Origin of the sequence: Sphingobium xenophagum (assembly GCF_031457465.1) — a bacterium.
Classification (GTDB): Bacteria; Pseudomonadota; Alphaproteobacteria; order Sphingomonadales; family Sphingomonadaceae; genus Sphingobium; species Sphingobium xenophagum_A.
This window is the reverse complement of record NZ_JAVDWV010000006.1, coordinates 91,208-106,254: the sequence shown is the minus strand read 5'-3', so window position 1 is coordinate 106,254 and position 15,047 is coordinate 91,208. Positions and strand designations below refer to the sequence as shown.

The window sequence follows — 15,047 nt, the reverse complement described above, 5'->3', positions numbered from 1 at the left end:
GCGACCTGACGGGGCTTTACATATAAGGGCGGATCGTCAGACAGCGATGATCGCAGGCATGGAGTAAAGGCATGACGATTCTGGTCACTGGCGCGGCAGGTTTCATCGGCATGCATGTCGCCGATCGCCTGATGGCGCAGGGTCATGCCGTTGTCGGCATCGACAATCTCAACGATTATTACCCGGTGTCGCTCAAACGCGCGCGACTCGACAGCCTGTCCGCCGCCCATGGCAAGCTGTTCACCTTCCACGAACTGGATTTCGCGGACATGGATGCGCTCAATGCGACGCTCCAGGATCAGGTGATCGAATCGATCGTGCATCTGGGCGCGCAGGCGGGGGTGCGCTATTCGCTGATCAACCCGCACGCCTATGTCCGCTCCAACCTGGCAGGCCATGTCAACATGCTCGAACTGGCGCGCGAACGGCGGGTGCGGCATCTGGTCTATGCCTCCTCCTCGTCGGTCTATGGCGGCAATGACGCGCTGCCGTTCCGCGTCGAGGATCGCGCCGACCATCCCGTCTCGCTCTACGCCGCGACCAAGCGCGCCGATGAGCTGATGAGCGAGACTTACGCCCATCTTTTCCGTATCCCCATGACAGGCCTGCGCTTTTTCACTGTCTATGGACCCTGGGGTCGCCCCGACATGGCGATGTGGATCTTCACGTCCAAGATCCTCGCGGGCCAGCCGATCCCGGTGTTCAACCATGGCCGGATGCAGCGCGACTTCACCTATATCGACGATATCGTCACCGGCATATTGGGCTGCCTCGATCATCCCCCGGCGGACGATGGCGCGCTCAAGGCGGGCGGCAGCCGCGCGCCGCACCGGCTCTACAATATCGGCAACAACCGGCCCGAAGAATTGATGCACCTCATCGCCGTGCTGGAGGATGCCATAGGGATGAAGGCGCAGATTGACTTCCAGCCGATTCAGCCGGGCGATGTCCATGCCACCTTCGCCGACATCAGCGCCATCGCGCGCGACATCGGTTTCGCACCCTCGGTCAGCATCGAATCAGGCGTTCCCCGATTCGTGCAATGGTTTCGCGATTATCATGGCGTCTCATAAGGTTGCGGCGCAATACACGTTTGAAGTGGAAATTGGCTGCGCAACTGGTCGCTCAAAGCCATCGCTTCGGCGGATTTAATGCGCCGCAAACGCAGTCTTTCTATCGTATTGATCTTTTCGCAACTGCAAAAATGATTGCCATAAGTCCCTGAAACGGCGTACACAGTCGCACCCAGCAGGAAGAAAATTCCCGTCGGGAGGTCGCGGAACAAGGGAGGACAGCACGCCGAAATCGGCGGTTCGTCCACCGTCTCCGCCAGTGAGATAAGCTCGCGGCGGAGCGCGGAAAAAAGGGCAAGCGCGTGTCAACATCAGTATCCAAGATCGTGCCGTTCGGCTCAGGTGGTCGTATTGTGGAGACGGCGTGTAGAAGCCTCTCCATCGCCGCGACTGGCCTTAACGAACTGGAATCCCGTTTTGGCCAGCGGGAATTTGCCGCTACCTTCCTCCGTCTCGTCGGCGTCCTGATGCAGGTCCGCGGCCGTGTCATCGTCACCGGCATCGGCAAGAGCGGCATCGTCGCGCGCAAGATGACCGCGACGCTTACCTCCACCGGAACGCCAGCCATTTTCCTGCATCCTGCTGATGCCGGCCATGGCGATCTGGGCATGGTGACTCCCGATGATGTTGTCCTGATGCTGTCCCATTCGGGCGAGTCGACCGAACTCGGCCCGATCATCCAATATTGCAAACGCTTCGCCATTCCGTTGCTGGCGATGACGGCCCGTGCGCAAAGCACTGTCGCGCAGGCCGCTGATATCTGCATCCTGATGCCCGAAGTACAGGAAGCCTGCCCCAATGCGCTGGCTCCCACCACATCGACCACAGTGCAGATGGCGTTCGGCGATGCCCTCGCGATTTCGCTGATGGAAATGCGCGGTTTCTCCGCTGACGATTTCCATAAATTTCATCCCAATGGTCGTCTGGGCGCGCAATTGCTCAAGGTGCGCGAACTGATGGCGAAGGGCGACGATGTGCCGCAGGTGCGTCAGGACGCCTCGCTGCTGGATGCTACCATCGAAATGACCCGCGCGCGTCTGGGCGGTACGGCCATCACCGATCATGAAGGGCGACTGATCGGTGCCTTCACCGATGGCGATCTGCGCCGCGCCGTCACCGCCAAGCAGAATCTGACCGAGCCGGTCGGCCGCTTCATGACCGTGACACCCCAGGCGATCACCCCCGATGATCTGGCCCATGAAGCGCTGCATGTCATGCATGAACGCAATATCATGCTGTTGTTCGTGTGCGACCGGGGCCGACTGGTTGGTGCCGTTCATATGCACGACCTGCTGCACGCCGGGGTCGCCTGAACCATCTCGTCGTCATTCCCGCGCGGGCGGGGTCTTCCCGTCTGCCGCGCAAGCCCCTGCGCCTGATCGCGGGGCGCACGCTGCTGCATCGCACGATCGCCATGGCGCGCGCGGCGATCGGTGATCGGGATGGGGTCGCGCTGACCGTCGCCACCGATGACGCGGAAATAGCCGATCATGCCCGCGCCGTGGGCTGCGATGCGGTGATGACCGACAGCGCCATCGCCACCGGCTCTGGCCGCGCGCTCGCCGCCGCCTTGGCCCAGCCCATAGCGCCCCGCTTCGTCATCAACCTCCAGGGTGATTCGCCCTTTCAGCCCAAGGGCGCGCTGGGATCCGTCATCGCTGCGCTGGAAGCCGGCGCCCACGTCGCCACCCCGGTCATCGCGCTTGATTGGCCCGCGCTCGACGCCCTGCGCGATCACAAGACCCGCTCGCCCTTCAGCGGCACCACTTGCGCCCGCTCGCCCGATGGTCATGCCTATTGGTTTTCCAAGGCGATCATCCCCGCCATCCGCAACGAAGACAGCCTGCGCGCCCGCCTGCCGCGCTCGCCGGTCTGGCGGCATGTCGGCCTCTACGGCTATGCGCTGGACGCGCTGCGCCGGTTCGAGGCCTGCCCGCCCACGGCGCTTGAAAATCTCGAAGGGCTGGAGCAGCTCCGTTTGCTGGAACTCGGCATCCCGGTCATGACCGTCCCTGTCGATCCGCCCTCTTTCGACAGTTCGGGCATCGATACCGAAGCCGATATCAGCCGCGTCGAGGCGCTGATCGCCCAACATGGCGACCCCACGCCCTCGCTCTGATGCGCCGCCTCTTCATCATCCGCCACGGCAATACTTTCGCCAGCAGCGCACAGGCTTGCCGCATCGGGTCGCGCACCGACATTCCATTGGTCGAAAGCGGCCACGCCCAGGCCGAACGCCTCGCCACCTGGTTCGCGCAGCAATCATTCCCCATCCACCAATTGCTCAGCAGCCCGCTCCTCCGCGCGCGCCAGACCGCCGCAGCGATCGCCGCCGCTACCGGCCATAGCCTCGATGGGATGCGCGACTGGCTGGGCGAGATCGATCATGGCCCGGACGAAGGCCGCCCCGAAGCCGACGTCCTCGCCCGCATCGGCGCGCAGGCGCTCGCGGACTGGGAAGAACAGGGCATCGCACCCGATGGCTGGATCGTCGATGCCGACTCTCGCATCGCCGCCTGGCGCGCCTTCTTCGCGCAAGCCGGGGAGGGGGCCGACCTGCTCGTCACCTCCAACGGCGCGGCCCGCTTCGCGCTACTGGCGCTGGGCCTGCCGCCGCGCAAGCTGCGCACCGGGGCGTTCGGTGAACTGGCCATTGCCCCCGACGGCGCGGTGACGCTGCTCCGCTGGGACGAGCGACCTTAGGCGACCGCTGGTTCCAGCAAGCGAATCGTCCCCGCGTCCGCATCCATCTCCGCCCGCACGCCCACGGGCAGGCTGAACTGGTTGGCGACATGGCCAAACTGCGCCCCTTGAAAGGCGGGGATGCCGAGGGAACCAAGATGCTGCTGCAACACCTCCGACAGCGTAAATCCGCCATAAGACGGCCCGCTCGCCCCACAATCGGTGCATTGGCCGAACACCACCCCTGCCAACCTGCCCAGCACACCACCCAGCGCTAGCTGCGTCAGCATCCGGTCGATACGATAGGGCGCTTCGCCAATATCCTCGATAAACAGGATCGCGCCACTGAAATCAGGCAGCCAGCCGGTGCCCATCAAGGCCGCCAGCACGGTCAGGTTGCCGCCCAGCAATCGCCCGCTCGCCTTGCCGGGGTGGAAGGTGCGGATGCGCCCCGCACGAGGGACGAGCCGGTCCTCATTGCTGACCGGGTTGGCAAAGGTCGGCATCGCCCCGTCGAACGCGACCGCGCGGAACCCGTCCCAGGAAAAGCGCCCCCAATTGCTCGACGCATTGGGACCATGGATAGTGGTAAAGCCCGCCCGCGCGGCAAAGGCCATGTGCAGCGCGGTGATGTCGGAAAAGCCGATCAGCAGCTTGGGATTGGCCCTGATCGTCGCGAAATCGAGCAAAGGCAGGATGCGCGCGCAGCCCCATCCGCCGCGCACCGCGAACACTGCGCGCACCTGCGGATCGGCGAACATCGCATTGACGTCGGCGGCGCGATCCTTGTCGGTCCCGGCCAGATAGCCATGGCGCGCGGCCAGATGCGGCGCAGGCCGAGGCACCAGCCCCATCGCCACGATCGTTTCCTTGACCAGATCAAGGTCGAACATATCGTCGGTAAAACCCGCTGGCTCGATCAGCCCGACGACATCGCCCGGCCGCAGGCGCGGCGGCTTCACCAGTGTCGCAGGCAAAGGCGCAACTGGCGGTGCCTTGGCCGCCACCAACATCGCGCCCATGCCCGTCACCAGCGCGCGCCGATCCATCCGCATCGTCAAAAGCCGCTCCCATCCTTGTGGCGATATTGACCGCTCGACCATCGCAGGTCGATATCGGCATAATGGCAATCGCCGGTCGGTGGCCGCCCGAACGCCAGGAAGGCGCAATCGGCGTCGCTTTCATTGACCAGATGATGGCCATTCGGCTCGCCCTTGGGAAAGGCCGCCATGTCGCCCGCGCGCAGCAGCGTGCGCCCAGCCTCCTCGACCAGCATGGCTTCCCCTGCCAGCATCACGACGAACTCATCCTCATCCTCATGCCAATGCCGGTTGGACGACGCCGCGCCGGGTTTCAGCACGACATGGCTGACGCCGAAATCGGAGAGATCGCTTGCAGGACCAAGCCGCCTGACCCACCGCCCGGCGACGATGTCGGCATGGGGCGCGGGATAGCCGGTGGCATTGGTCTGCGCGATGGCATCCAGGTCGATCCGGGGCACGGCCTTTATCTCCTCCTGCTGGCCAAGCGGCCCGGCTTTCGCTAACGCCTGGGCATGACCAGCACCAGAGCCAATCATGATGTCGTGGCGCTTGCCGAGCAACTGCTTGCCTGCCCCTCCGTAACACCCGCGACCGGCGCCGTCTTTACCGCGCTGCAGGCTATGTTGGAACCGCTGGGCTTTACCGTCGATCGTTTCGTCACCGGGGACGCGCCTGACGGTCCGGTCGAAAATCTCCTCGCCTGGCGCACCACGGGCGGCGGCAAGCATTTCGCCTTTGCCGGCCATCTCGACGTCGTGCCACCGGGGCCGGGCTGGACCAGCGACCCGTTCGTTCCCGAACAGCGCGGCGATTTGCTCTACGGCCGCGGCGCGGTGGACATGAAGGGCTCGATCGCCGCCTTCGTCGCGGCGCTGCACGATCTGCCCGACGACCTGCCCGGCACGATCAGCCTGATCATCACCGGCGATGAGGAAGGCCCGGCGGTCCATGGCACGCTGGCGCTGATGGAGCGCATGGCCGCGCGCGAACTGCGCCCCGACCTCTGCCTCGTTGGCGAGCCAACTTCATCGGCGCAACTGGGCGATGTCGTCAAGATCGGGCGGCGCGGTTCGGTCAATATGTGGATCAGCGTGGCGGGCAGTCAGGGCCATGTCGCCTATCCTCATCTCGCCGACAATCCGATCCCCAAGCTGGTCCGCATCCTGTCCGCCATAGAAGCCGAGACGCTGGATGAGGGCACCGACTGGTTCCAGCCCAGCAATATCGAAATCACTGATCTCGACGTCGGCAATCCCGCCCATAATGTCATTCCCGGCCTTGCGACCGCGCGTATTTCGATCCGCTTCAACGACCGGCATAGCGGCGCGTCGCTGATCGAACGGATCACCGCCATCGCCGCGACCGAGGGCGGCACGGTCGAGGCGAAGATCAGCGGCGAACCCTTCCTGACCCCGCCGGGCGCGTTCAGTGATCTGGTCAGCGGCGCGATCCGCGACGTGACCGGCCTCGTTACGGAGCTATCCACGACGGGCGGCACGTCCGACGCCCGCTTCCTCTCGCGCCTCTGCCCGGTGGTGGAATTCGGCCTCAACAATGCGACGATGCACAAGCTGGACGAAGCGGTCGCGGTGCAGGATTTGCGCGATCTCCAGCGCATCTATGCGCTGATCGTGGAACGGGCGCTGCGGCGCTGATCAGCCCCGGCGTGGGTCGGGCTGGCGCAGGAACAGGACGCGGCCCTTGGCGTCCGGCTCGGCGCTGTCCAATAGGCCGCCAAAACGGTCGAGATAGGCCTGTTCGCCAGTTGGCCTTGCCAGATGATAGCCCTGAAACTGGGTGCAGCCGATGACGCGCAGCATGTCCATCTGCGCCTCGCTCTCAATGCCTTCGACCACCACTTCCAGGCCAAGTCCCTGGATAAGGCCAACCACGGCCGAACAGATGGTCCGCGCCTCGGCCGATGTCGTAATGTCGCGCACCAGGCTGCGGTCGATCTTCACCCGATCAACGGGCAGTTCCTTCAACCGCGACAGGTTGGAATAGCCCGTCCCGAAATCGTCCATCGCCACCCGCACCCCGTCGCGTCGCAGCGCGGCGAGCTGTTCCAATATACGCGGCTCCATCTCCATCGCTAGCGATTCGCTGATTTCCAGCTCCAGCATCGTCGGCGGCGTCTGGTGCGTAGCGATCGCGTGACGCAGGCGCAGGAAAAAATCCGCCTGGCTCAGTTCGCGGGTTGAGATATTGATCGCAATGCGTTGCGTGATGCCCATCGCGGCCCAGCGCGCCGCCGTCTCGCACACCCTGTCCATCACCCAGTCGCCCAGCGCGACGATCACACCGCTTTCTTCCGCTACCGGCACGAAAGATCCCGGCATGACAAGATCACGGTCGGGATGCGCCCAGCGCACCAGGGCCTCGGCCGCCACCGCGCTGCCATTGGCGACATCAATCTGCGCCTGAAACTCCAGGATGAACTCGTCGCGTTGCAGCGCCAGCATCAGGTCGCGTTCCAGATCCGCACGATCCGCCGCCTCCAGCGCCAGTGCCGCACTATACATTTCGGCCCGGCCGCGCCCTTCATGCTTGGCGTGATACATGGCGACATCAGCCGCGCGCAGCAAAGCCGTCAGCGTCTCGCCATGATCGGGGTAGCAGGCGATGCCGATCGACGCGCCAAGATCGACATGCTGGCTGCCCAAATCAAACCGTTCGCCCAGCGCAAACTGGATCGCGCGGGCAATGCGCGCGGCGGCGCTATGGCCGGGCAGGTTGGGAAAGAACATGGTGAACTCGTCCCCCGCCAGCCGCCCGATCACCGCATCGCCCGATCCGGCAGCGACCTGCGCCATTACCACCTCGCGCAGCCGCCCGGCAACGCGCGCCAGCAACTGGTCGCCCGCTGCGTGGCCCAGTGTATCGTTGACGCTCTTAAATCCGTCCAGGTCGATAAAGAACAAGGCCGCCTTGTCCCCCTCGACGCGCTCGGCGAGATGGCGTTCGACCTGACGGCAAAAGCTGGTGCGGTTGGCGAGGCCCGTAATCTGGTCGAACAGGGCGAGCGTCTGCACATGGTCCATATTGGTGCGGACCTGGCTGAACAGGCTGGCCATCGCGACTGACAGGTCAGGCATTTCGCGGCCGATTTCACCGGGTACGGGCGATTGCAAGTCGCCATGCGCAGCCGACACGAGCCGTTCGGTCGCCATGTCGATGGCGGTGGCGGTGGTCGCGACCGTCTGGCGCGCCGAAGCCCAGCTCATCGTCCCGCATAATATGGCGATGATCAGCGCGCGGCTGATCTGCCCGATGTCATCGGGCTGGCCCGGCGTATAACCCAGGACGAGCGACAGGATGAAGACCAGCGCGCCTGCGGAGCAGGCGAACGCAGCAGCGCGGCTTTTTAACGTCACCCCCCGCATCGTCTGTCCCTGTCCCGGCGCACGCTCCATGATGAAGCCTTAGGGGGCAAGGATATGAAGGACGGTGGTTAAGAAAGGGTCAGCGTCTTTGCGATGACAACGCTATTTTTTGCGCCGCAATATCAAATAGAGCGCGCCGTCCCCGCCATGGCGCGGATGGGCGACGCGGACGCTGGCGATCCGGTCGGCATGAGCGCTGGTTTCCAGCCAATGGCCGATCTCGGCCCGGATCGCCCCGCGCCGCGCCGCGCTGTCGGACAGCGCGCCTTTGGGTGGCTTGCCCGTCACCACCAATATCACCCGCACCCCCTGCGCCAGCGCCGCGCCGAGCGCCTGGTGCAGCCGCGCATGGGCCGCCGACAGGCTATGGCCATGCAGGTCGATGCTCATCTCCGGGCTGACCGCACCATTGCGGATGCGCTTTTCCCAGCCCGTGTCCAGCACCGCCGCTGGCGTGCGGACCGGCGCAGGCGGTGGGGCGAGGCGGGCAGGGGGCGGCGCAACGCCCTTTTTCGCTGGCGGGTCGATGGTCACCACGGGCACCGCGACGGGAGCGCGATTTTGCGGACGCAGCGGCCGCACCGTCCGGGCAAGCGCGCTCCACAGCGCCTGCTCATCCGTGGAAAGATGCCGCCGCGCCATCGCCACCCCGGTCAGGGTCGGGTGAGGCGGGCGACCGACCCGATCGGCAGCAGAATGAGCGCACTGCCCCGCGCCGACATGCCGCCTGCAATACCACGCGCGCGTGCGCCCGCACCCCAGAAACTGTCGAAACGATTGGCGCCCTTGATCGCGCCGCCGGTATCCTGCGCGATCCACATGCCATTGGGTTCGGCCCGGTCGAGCGACAACAGAACTGGCGCGCCCAGCGGCACATATTTGGGATCGGCAGCGACCGTCCCTTCGGCCGTCACGGGCACGCCGAGCGCCCCGATCGGCCCTGCGCCGGTCAGTTCACGGAAAAAGACGAAGCTCTTATTCTCGTTCATGATCGCTGCGCCCTCGACCGGGTTGGCGCGCAAATATTGCATGATGTCCTGCATCGACCCGGCCTTGATCAGCCCGCGATCCTTCATCAGCTTGCCGATGCCGGTATAATCGCGGCCATTCTGCCCATCATAACCGATGCGCATGACGCCGCCGTCAGGCAGGTTCAACCGCCCGCTGCCCTGCACCTGCAAAAAGAAGAATTCGACCGGATCGGCCGCATAGGCCAGTTCCAGCCCGCGCCCGGCCAGCACGCCGCTCACGATCTGCTTGCGCTCGTCATAAGGCACGAACTTGGTGCCCGCGACCTTGCCCCGGATCGTGCGGCCTTTGAGGGTCTCGCTGAACTGGCCCAGATCCACGTCGATGAGGTCGGTAGGGCGGCGATAGATGGGCACGTCATAGCCCGGCTGGCGCATGCGCGATCCCGCAATTTCCGGCTCATAATAGCCGGTGACGAAGGCCGCGCCATCGCCCACCTGCACCGCTTCAAAATAACGGGAGAAAAATTCGCTGGCACTCGTGTCGGGCCAACTGGATGCCGCCGCACAGGCATTGTTCCAGTCCGATCCCCTGGTCAGCCCGCTGGTATCGGTGCGCCGCATCAGCGTGGGGCAGGAAATGCGAAAGGCCTGCAAAGCCAGCCGCGATCGTTCGCCCGAAGGGATCAGGCTGCCAACCTCCGGCCCGCGCGTCACGCCCAACGCAGCAGCCGTGCCCGGCACCAGGGCCGGATCGGTCGGCATATCGACAGGAAGGGTGGGACGTGGCGTGGCCGGGGTAGGGCGGGTAGCGACCTCGCCCGACGGCACCGGCCGCGAAGGCGCAGGGCCAGTCGCGGACGGTGGGATCATGCTGCCCGAACAGGCCGACAGCAGCAGGGCGGCGGCCAGCGCGCCCGCCCTAGAACGCAGCATCATGCCCCGATCACGCTTCGTCGGTTTCGCTGAGCTTCCAGTTGGGATCGGCGCTGCGGATATCGCGGGTAAAGGTCCAGATATCGTTGGTCCCGACCGCATCGGTCATTGATCCGGCGACCACATTGCCATCCTGATCGCGCGTGACGGCGGCGATATCGGCTTCGAACCGCAGCGCAACCTGGGCGACGCCGCCATTGACGGACGCTTCCACGATCTGCGCCTTCTCGATCCGCACCAGACGGTTGTCGAGCACATGGCCCTCCGCCTCCCGCGCGGTAATCGCCGATTCAAAGGACGCGCGCACATCATCGTCGCACAGCCAGGCCAGTTCGTCCCGGTCGCCGCGCCAAAAGGCTTCCAGCACCATGCGATAGGCACTCTTGGCCCCGTCGACGAACTGCGGCACGTCGAAACTGCGATCGGCGGCGATCAAAGCGCGCACGCCATTTTCCGCACCCGGCGCAATCAGCCCTTCGGCCAAACGCACCGAATCGCCAGAGCCATCTGCCATCGGCCGGGGCTGCAGCACCGTGACCTTGGCGCGATCTTCGGCGGGGCGGAGCGCAGGCTCCTGCTCGTGCCCGGTACGTTTGCCGAGCACGGAATAGAGCCGGAGCGCCAGAAAACCGGCTATCATGGCGAGGATGACGATCACATACACGGAAATCTATACCCTTTGTGCGGGGAGAATGTTCCCACCAACATAGGCATGTTTGTGCCCAACTTCAAATAGCCCCTTCGTGCCGGTGCCATTGCCCTGTTCCCCGCCCCCTGCTAAGCGCGCGGGTCACATCGCGGGGGGTTGCGGCCCACCGGACATTATTGACCATATAAGGACGGACCATGGCCGACGAAGCCGACACCAACCCCTATATCAACAGCCAGGCCAACGGCGCCGACACCGCGCCGCAAATCGCGCTGATCAGCCAATATGTGAAGGATCTGTCCTTCGAAAATCCCAACGCCCCGGCCGTCTACCAGTGGCCCGATCAGCCGCAGATCGACGTCCAGTTCAACATCGGCGCGGATCGCGTCGGCGAAGAAGTGATGGAAATCTCGCTCAAGATCGACGTCAAGGCCGTCGGACCGCAGGGCACCGCCTTCGCCGTCGACCTGCTCTATGCCGCGATCTTTGGCATGCGCAACGTTCCCGAAGAGCAGATCCAGCCCTTCATGCTGGCCGAAGCCCCGCGCCTCATCTTCCCCTTCGCCCGCCGCGTGCTGGCCGACGCGATCCGCGACGGCGGCTTCCCGCCGCTCATTCTCGACCCGATCGATTTCGGCGCGCTCTACCTGCAACAGGCCCAGGCACTGGAACAGACCGCAGGCGAACCCGCCGGTCACGCCTGACAAGCAGGATGACCCCTGTCTCCGTTCGCCCTGAGCTTGTCGAAGGGCCGCACATGTCTTTGAAGAGGAAGTGTGGGGCTTCGACAAGCTCAGGGCGAACGGGCACGGGGGCAATGCCATGAAACTCATCCGCGCCCTGGGATCGGTCGGCGGGCTGACGCTCGTCAGTCGCATCCTGGCGCTGGTGCGCGATTCCCTTGCGGCCCGCTATGTCGGCGCGGGGTTCGCGTCGGACGCCTTCAACGGTGTCGCCTTCCGCCTCCCCAACATGTTCCGCGCCCTCTTTGCCGAGGGTGCCTTTTCCGCCGCCTTCATCCCGCTCTTCAACAAGAAAGCGGCGGGGGAGGGCGGGCTGCCTGCGGGCTATGACTTCGCCCAGCGCGCGCTCGCCGTGCTGCTGCCGGTCCTCATCCTCTTCACCCTCGCGCTGATCGCCGCCGCCTGGCCGATCACCTGGGCGCTGTCGGGCGGCTTTTCGCGGCAGAATCCGACCCCGGACCAGTTCGCCTTCGCGGTCACGCTCTCGCGCATCACCATCCCTTATCTGGCGCTCATTTCCATCGCCTCGCTGCTGGGCGGCATTCTCAATTCGCTCGACAAATTCTGGGTCAATGCCGCCGCGCCGATCCTGCTCAACGTCGCGATGATCAGCGGCCTGTGGTTCTTCCACGGCGCCGACGAATATGAAACCGCGCGAGTGCAGGCGATTTCCGTCACCGTGGGCGGCGCGTTGCAACTGCTCTGGCTGATCTGGGCCTGCCGCCGCGCGGGCGTCTCGCTCAAGCTCCAGCGCCCCCGCCTCGACAAGGATGTCCGCGAACTGCTCCGCCTCATCGTGCCTGCCGCGGCCGGGGCAGGGGCGCAGCAGGTCAATCTGCTCGTCTCCACCGCCTTGTCAGGCTGGCTGCTCGCCTCCGGCTCGATCACCTATATTTATTATGCCGACCGGCTGAACCAGCTCCCCTTGGGTCTCATCGGCATCGGCCTTGGCACCATCCTGCTCCCCACCATTTCGCGGATGCTGTCAAAGGGCGAGGATGAGGCAGCGATGGAAACGCAGAACCGGGGCATCGAACTCGCTTTGTTCCTGACGCTGCCTGCCACCATCGCCTTCCTGACCGTCGCCGAACCAATCGTGCGCGGGCTGTTCCAATATGGCCGCTTCACCGCCGAAGACGCCATGCGCTGCGGCTGGGCGCTGTCGGCCTTCTCGATCGGCCTGCCCGCCTATGTCCTCGTCAAGGTGCTGACGCCGGGCTATTATGCGCGCGGCGATACGCGGACACCGGTGCGCTACGCCATGCTGTCGATCCTGATCAACATCATCGGCAATGCCGCGCTTATCCCGACGCTCGGCCATATCGGCCCGCCGCTCGCCACCGCGCTCGCCTCCACCGTCAATGTGACGATGCTGTATCGCACCCTCGTCAAGCGCGGGCATTTCGCCGCCGATGCGGGACTACGCCGTCGCCTGCCGCGTCTCGCGCTCGCCGCGCTCATCATGGGCGGCGCACTGATCGCGGGGGCCAGCCTGTTTGATCCCTGGCTCAGCGGAGCCATGGTCCAGCGCTATATCGCGCTCGCCATACTTGTCGGCGCGGGCGTCACGCTCTACGGGCTGGCCTGCTTCGTCACCGGCGCTTACCGGCTGTCGGATATCAAGGCGCTGATGCGTCGGCGCGGCACGACCATAACGCAATAGAACGGATCATCCCATGCGCGTCCTTTCCGGCATCCAGCCCACCGGCAATCTGCACCTTGGCAATTATCTCGGCGCGATCCGCAACTGGGTGAAGATGCAGGACGAGATGGATGCAGATAGCCAGTGCTTCTTCTTCCTCGCCGACATGCACTCCATCACCGTGCATGAAGCGCGCGAACAGCGTATCCGCAATGTGCGCGACATGGCCGCAGCACTCGTCGCAGCCGGGATCGACCCGGACCGCAGCGTCCTCTTCAACCAGGCCCGCGTCCCCGCCCATGCCGAACTCTGCTGGTTGCTGAACGGCACCGCGCGCATCGGCTGGTTGAACCGCATGACCCAGTTCAAAGACAAGGCGGGCAAGGACCGCGAAGGCGCGTCGGTCGGCCTGTTCGTCTATCCGGTGCTGCAGGCCGCCGACATCCTCGCCTATAATGCGACCCATGTCCCCGTGGGCGAGGACCAGAAACAGCATCTGGAGCTGGCGCGCGACATCGCCGCCAAGTTCAACAGCGATTTCAGCGTCGATCTCTTCACCCTGCCGGACCCGATCATCCCCAAGGAATCGGCGCGCATCATGTCGCTGCGCGATGGCAGCGCGAAAATGTCCAAGTCCGACCCTTCGGACATGAGCCGCATCAACCTGACCGATGATGACGATGCGATCATGGCCAAGGTGAAGAAGGCCAAGAGCGACCCGGAAAACCTGCCCGAAACCGCGGCAGGCCTGGCGGGCCGACCGGAGGCGAGCAACCTCGTCGGCATCCTCGCCACGCTGACCGGCCGCACCCCCGATGCCGTCTGCGCCGAATTTGCAGGCCAAGGCTTCGGCGCGTTCAAGCCGGCGCTGGGCGAGGTGCTGGTCGAAACGCTGCGCCCGATTCGCCAGCGCTTCCTCGAACTGCGCACCGACGACGCCGCGCTCGACGCGATTCTCGACAAGGGCGCGGCCAAGGCGGCGGCGGCGGCCGAACCGACACTGCGCGCGGCCTATGATGCGATGGGGCTGATGCGCTGACCAAATCTACGGGTTGTGACCGGCCGTGGCGTCCCTAAGGTAACAGGACATGGTTTGCGCCCGTTCGGTTTTCTCGTGCGTTCAAATGATGTTCAGTTGTGGCTTGCTAGAACAGGCCCCAATGATGCACAAAGATTCATGCCTGATACAGGACGCAGAAAAATGACCCGTTTCAAAAAGTTCGGTCTGTTCGCAGCGCCTGCCCTAGCGCTGGTTGCGCTGTCGGGCTGTGCCACATCGTTCAAGGCCGATGTCGCCCGTTTCCAGCAGCTCCCGGCCCCCGCGGGCCAGAGCTACACCATCGTCGCCGACAATCCGCAACTCGCGGGCGGCCTCGAATTCGCCCATTATGCCGATATGGTTGGTCAACGTCTCGTACAGACCGGCTATGTCCCGGCCAGCGATCCCGCGCGCGCCGATCTCATCGTCCGCGTCGCCTATGATGTCGACAATGGCCGTGAAAAGGTCCGCTCGACAGGCTTTGGCGGCGGCCCGTGGGGCGGCGGCTTTGGTGGCCCATGGGGCGGTGGCTTTGGCGGTCGCTGGGGTCGTCCTTGGGGCTATGGCTTCTATGATCCGTGGCTCTTTGGCGGCGGTGGATTTAACGACGTGTCGAGCTACACCGTCTATACCAGCGGCCTCAGCATGAAGATCGACCGCGCGGCCGACAATCTTCGCCTGTTCGAAGGCAAGGCGAGCGCTCAGTCGCTGTCGAACAAGCTGACCTATCTGGTCCCCAACCTGATTGACGCGATGTTCACCAACTTCCCTGGCCAGAATGGCGAGGATGTGAAGATCACCCTGCCGCCCGAAAAGAAGGGCTGACGCAGCAATTTATTGGGTCGGCTCCCAGCCATAGGCCCTAATCCTGCCCGGTGCCTCGCAAGAG

The 15,047-nt window shown here is 64.7% G+C and carries 16 protein-coding genes; 9 read left to right on the top strand and 7 right to left on the bottom strand.

Translation table 11 applies throughout. The features are described 5' to 3' along the window. Nucleotides 1-71 precede the first annotated feature (71 nt). Nucleotides 72-1,073, top strand: a complete 1,002-nt coding sequence (locus J2W40_RS07630) for an NAD-dependent epimerase/dehydratase family protein (RefSeq protein ID WP_310223258.1) — start codon at nucleotides 72-74, stop codon at nucleotides 1,071-1,073. On the opposite strand, the gene J2W40_RS07625 is transcribed toward J2W40_RS07630, so the two are convergent. After that, nucleotides 1,058-1,321 carry a hypothetical protein gene (locus J2W40_RS07625; protein WP_310223256.1) on the bottom strand — a complete coding sequence of 88 codons (264 nt, stop codon included), beginning with the start codon at nucleotides 1,319-1,321 and terminating at the stop codon, nucleotides 1,058-1,060. The two genes, J2W40_RS07630 and J2W40_RS07625, sit on opposite strands and share 16 nt — an antisense overlap. A 105-nt stretch (nucleotides 1,322-1,426) precedes the next feature. Here J2W40_RS07625 and J2W40_RS07620 point away from each other — a divergent pair, with 105 nt between their 5' ends. From J2W40_RS07620 to J2W40_RS07610, 3 genes are read left to right on the top strand one after another with little or no spacing between them, the layout of a single operon-like run. Next, nucleotides 1,427-2,386, top strand: coding sequence for a KpsF/GutQ family sugar-phosphate isomerase (locus J2W40_RS07620; RefSeq protein ID WP_310223530.1), 960 nt, complete (start codon nucleotides 1,427-1,429; stop codon nucleotides 2,384-2,386). Beyond that, a complete protein-coding gene (locus J2W40_RS07615) occupies nucleotides 2,383-3,192 on the top strand; it encodes a 3-deoxy-manno-octulosonate cytidylyltransferase (protein ID WP_310223528.1) in 810 nt (269 codons plus the stop codon). The genes J2W40_RS07620 and J2W40_RS07615 overlap by 4 nt, the downstream gene beginning before the upstream one ends. Then, nucleotides 3,192-3,776: a histidine phosphatase family protein gene (locus J2W40_RS07610; RefSeq protein WP_310223254.1), complete on the top strand. Its 585-nt coding sequence runs from the start codon at nucleotides 3,192-3,194 to the stop codon at nucleotides 3,774-3,776. The genes J2W40_RS07615 and J2W40_RS07610 overlap by 1 nt, the downstream gene beginning before the upstream one ends. On the opposite strand, the gene J2W40_RS07605 is transcribed toward J2W40_RS07610, so the two are convergent. Both J2W40_RS07605 and J2W40_RS07600 read right to left on the bottom strand, forming a co-directional pair. Next, nucleotides 3,773-4,810 (bottom strand): S66 peptidase family protein, encoded by a 1,038-nt coding sequence (locus tag J2W40_RS07605; protein WP_310223526.1) that lies wholly within the window; start codon nucleotides 4,808-4,810, stop codon nucleotides 3,773-3,775. The two genes, J2W40_RS07610 and J2W40_RS07605, sit on opposite strands and share 4 nt — an antisense overlap. 2 nt (nucleotides 4,811-4,812) lie before the next feature. Beyond that, nucleotides 4,813-5,256 (bottom strand): cupin domain-containing protein, encoded by a 444-nt coding sequence (locus J2W40_RS07600; protein ID WP_310223252.1) that lies wholly within the window; start codon nucleotides 5,254-5,256, stop codon nucleotides 4,813-4,815. Between the two features lie 54 nt (nucleotides 5,257-5,310). On the opposite strand from J2W40_RS07600, the gene dapE reads away from it, so the two are divergent. Beyond that, complete coding sequence (gene dapE / locus J2W40_RS07595; protein ID WP_310223251.1) at nucleotides 5,311-6,453, top strand: succinyl-diaminopimelate desuccinylase; 1,143 nt, start codon at nucleotides 5,311-5,313, stop codon at nucleotides 6,451-6,453. Here the strand turns inward: dapE and J2W40_RS07590 are convergent, their stop codons facing one another. The 4 genes from J2W40_RS07590 to J2W40_RS07575 all read right to left on the bottom strand — a co-directional run bounded on the left by J2W40_RS07590 (nucleotide 6,454) and on the right by J2W40_RS07575 (nucleotide 10,749). Continuing rightward, nucleotides 6,454-8,181 (bottom strand): putative bifunctional diguanylate cyclase/phosphodiesterase, encoded by a 1,728-nt coding sequence (locus tag J2W40_RS07590; protein WP_310223524.1) that lies wholly within the window; start codon nucleotides 8,179-8,181, stop codon nucleotides 6,454-6,456. Nucleotides 8,182-8,283: 102 nt separating this feature from the next. Beyond that, a complete protein-coding gene (locus tag J2W40_RS07585; RefSeq protein WP_310223249.1) occupies nucleotides 8,284-8,823 on the bottom strand; it encodes a Smr/MutS family protein in 540 nt (179 codons plus the stop codon). An 11-nt stretch (nucleotides 8,824-8,834) separates the two neighbouring features. Further along, a complete protein-coding gene (mltA, locus tag J2W40_RS07580) occupies nucleotides 8,835-10,088 on the bottom strand; it encodes a murein transglycosylase A (protein WP_310223248.1) in 1,254 nt (417 codons plus the stop codon). Between the two features lie 7 nt (nucleotides 10,089-10,095). Beyond that, complete coding sequence (locus tag J2W40_RS07575) at nucleotides 10,096-10,749, bottom strand: Tim44/TimA family putative adaptor protein (RefSeq protein WP_310223246.1); 654 nt, start codon at nucleotides 10,747-10,749, stop codon at nucleotides 10,096-10,098. A 182-nt stretch (nucleotides 10,750-10,931) separates the two neighbouring features. On the opposite strand from J2W40_RS07575, the gene secB reads away from it, so the two are divergent. From secB to J2W40_RS07555, 4 genes are all read left to right on the top strand, one after another. Next, nucleotides 10,932-11,438 carry a protein-export chaperone SecB gene (secB, locus tag J2W40_RS07570; protein WP_310223244.1) on the top strand — a complete coding sequence of 169 codons (507 nt, stop codon included), beginning with the start codon at nucleotides 10,932-10,934 and terminating at the stop codon, nucleotides 11,436-11,438. Between the two features lie 118 nt (nucleotides 11,439-11,556). Beyond that, the gene (murJ, locus tag J2W40_RS07565; RefSeq protein ID WP_310223242.1) at nucleotides 11,557-13,140 is read left to right on the top strand and encodes a murein biosynthesis integral membrane protein MurJ; all 1,584 of its coding nucleotides are present in this window, start codon (nucleotides 11,557-11,559) and stop codon (nucleotides 13,138-13,140) included. Between the two features lie 13 nt (nucleotides 13,141-13,153). Further along, nucleotides 13,154-14,158, top strand: a complete 1,005-nt coding sequence (gene trpS, locus J2W40_RS07560; RefSeq protein ID WP_310223241.1) for a tryptophan--tRNA ligase — start codon at nucleotides 13,154-13,156, stop codon at nucleotides 14,156-14,158. Between the two features lie 162 nt (nucleotides 14,159-14,320). Next, entirely contained in the window at nucleotides 14,321-14,983 is a 663-nt protein-coding gene (locus J2W40_RS07555; protein WP_310223239.1) for a DUF4136 domain-containing protein, read from the top strand. The last annotated feature ends 64 nt before the right edge of the window (nucleotides 14,984-15,047 follow it).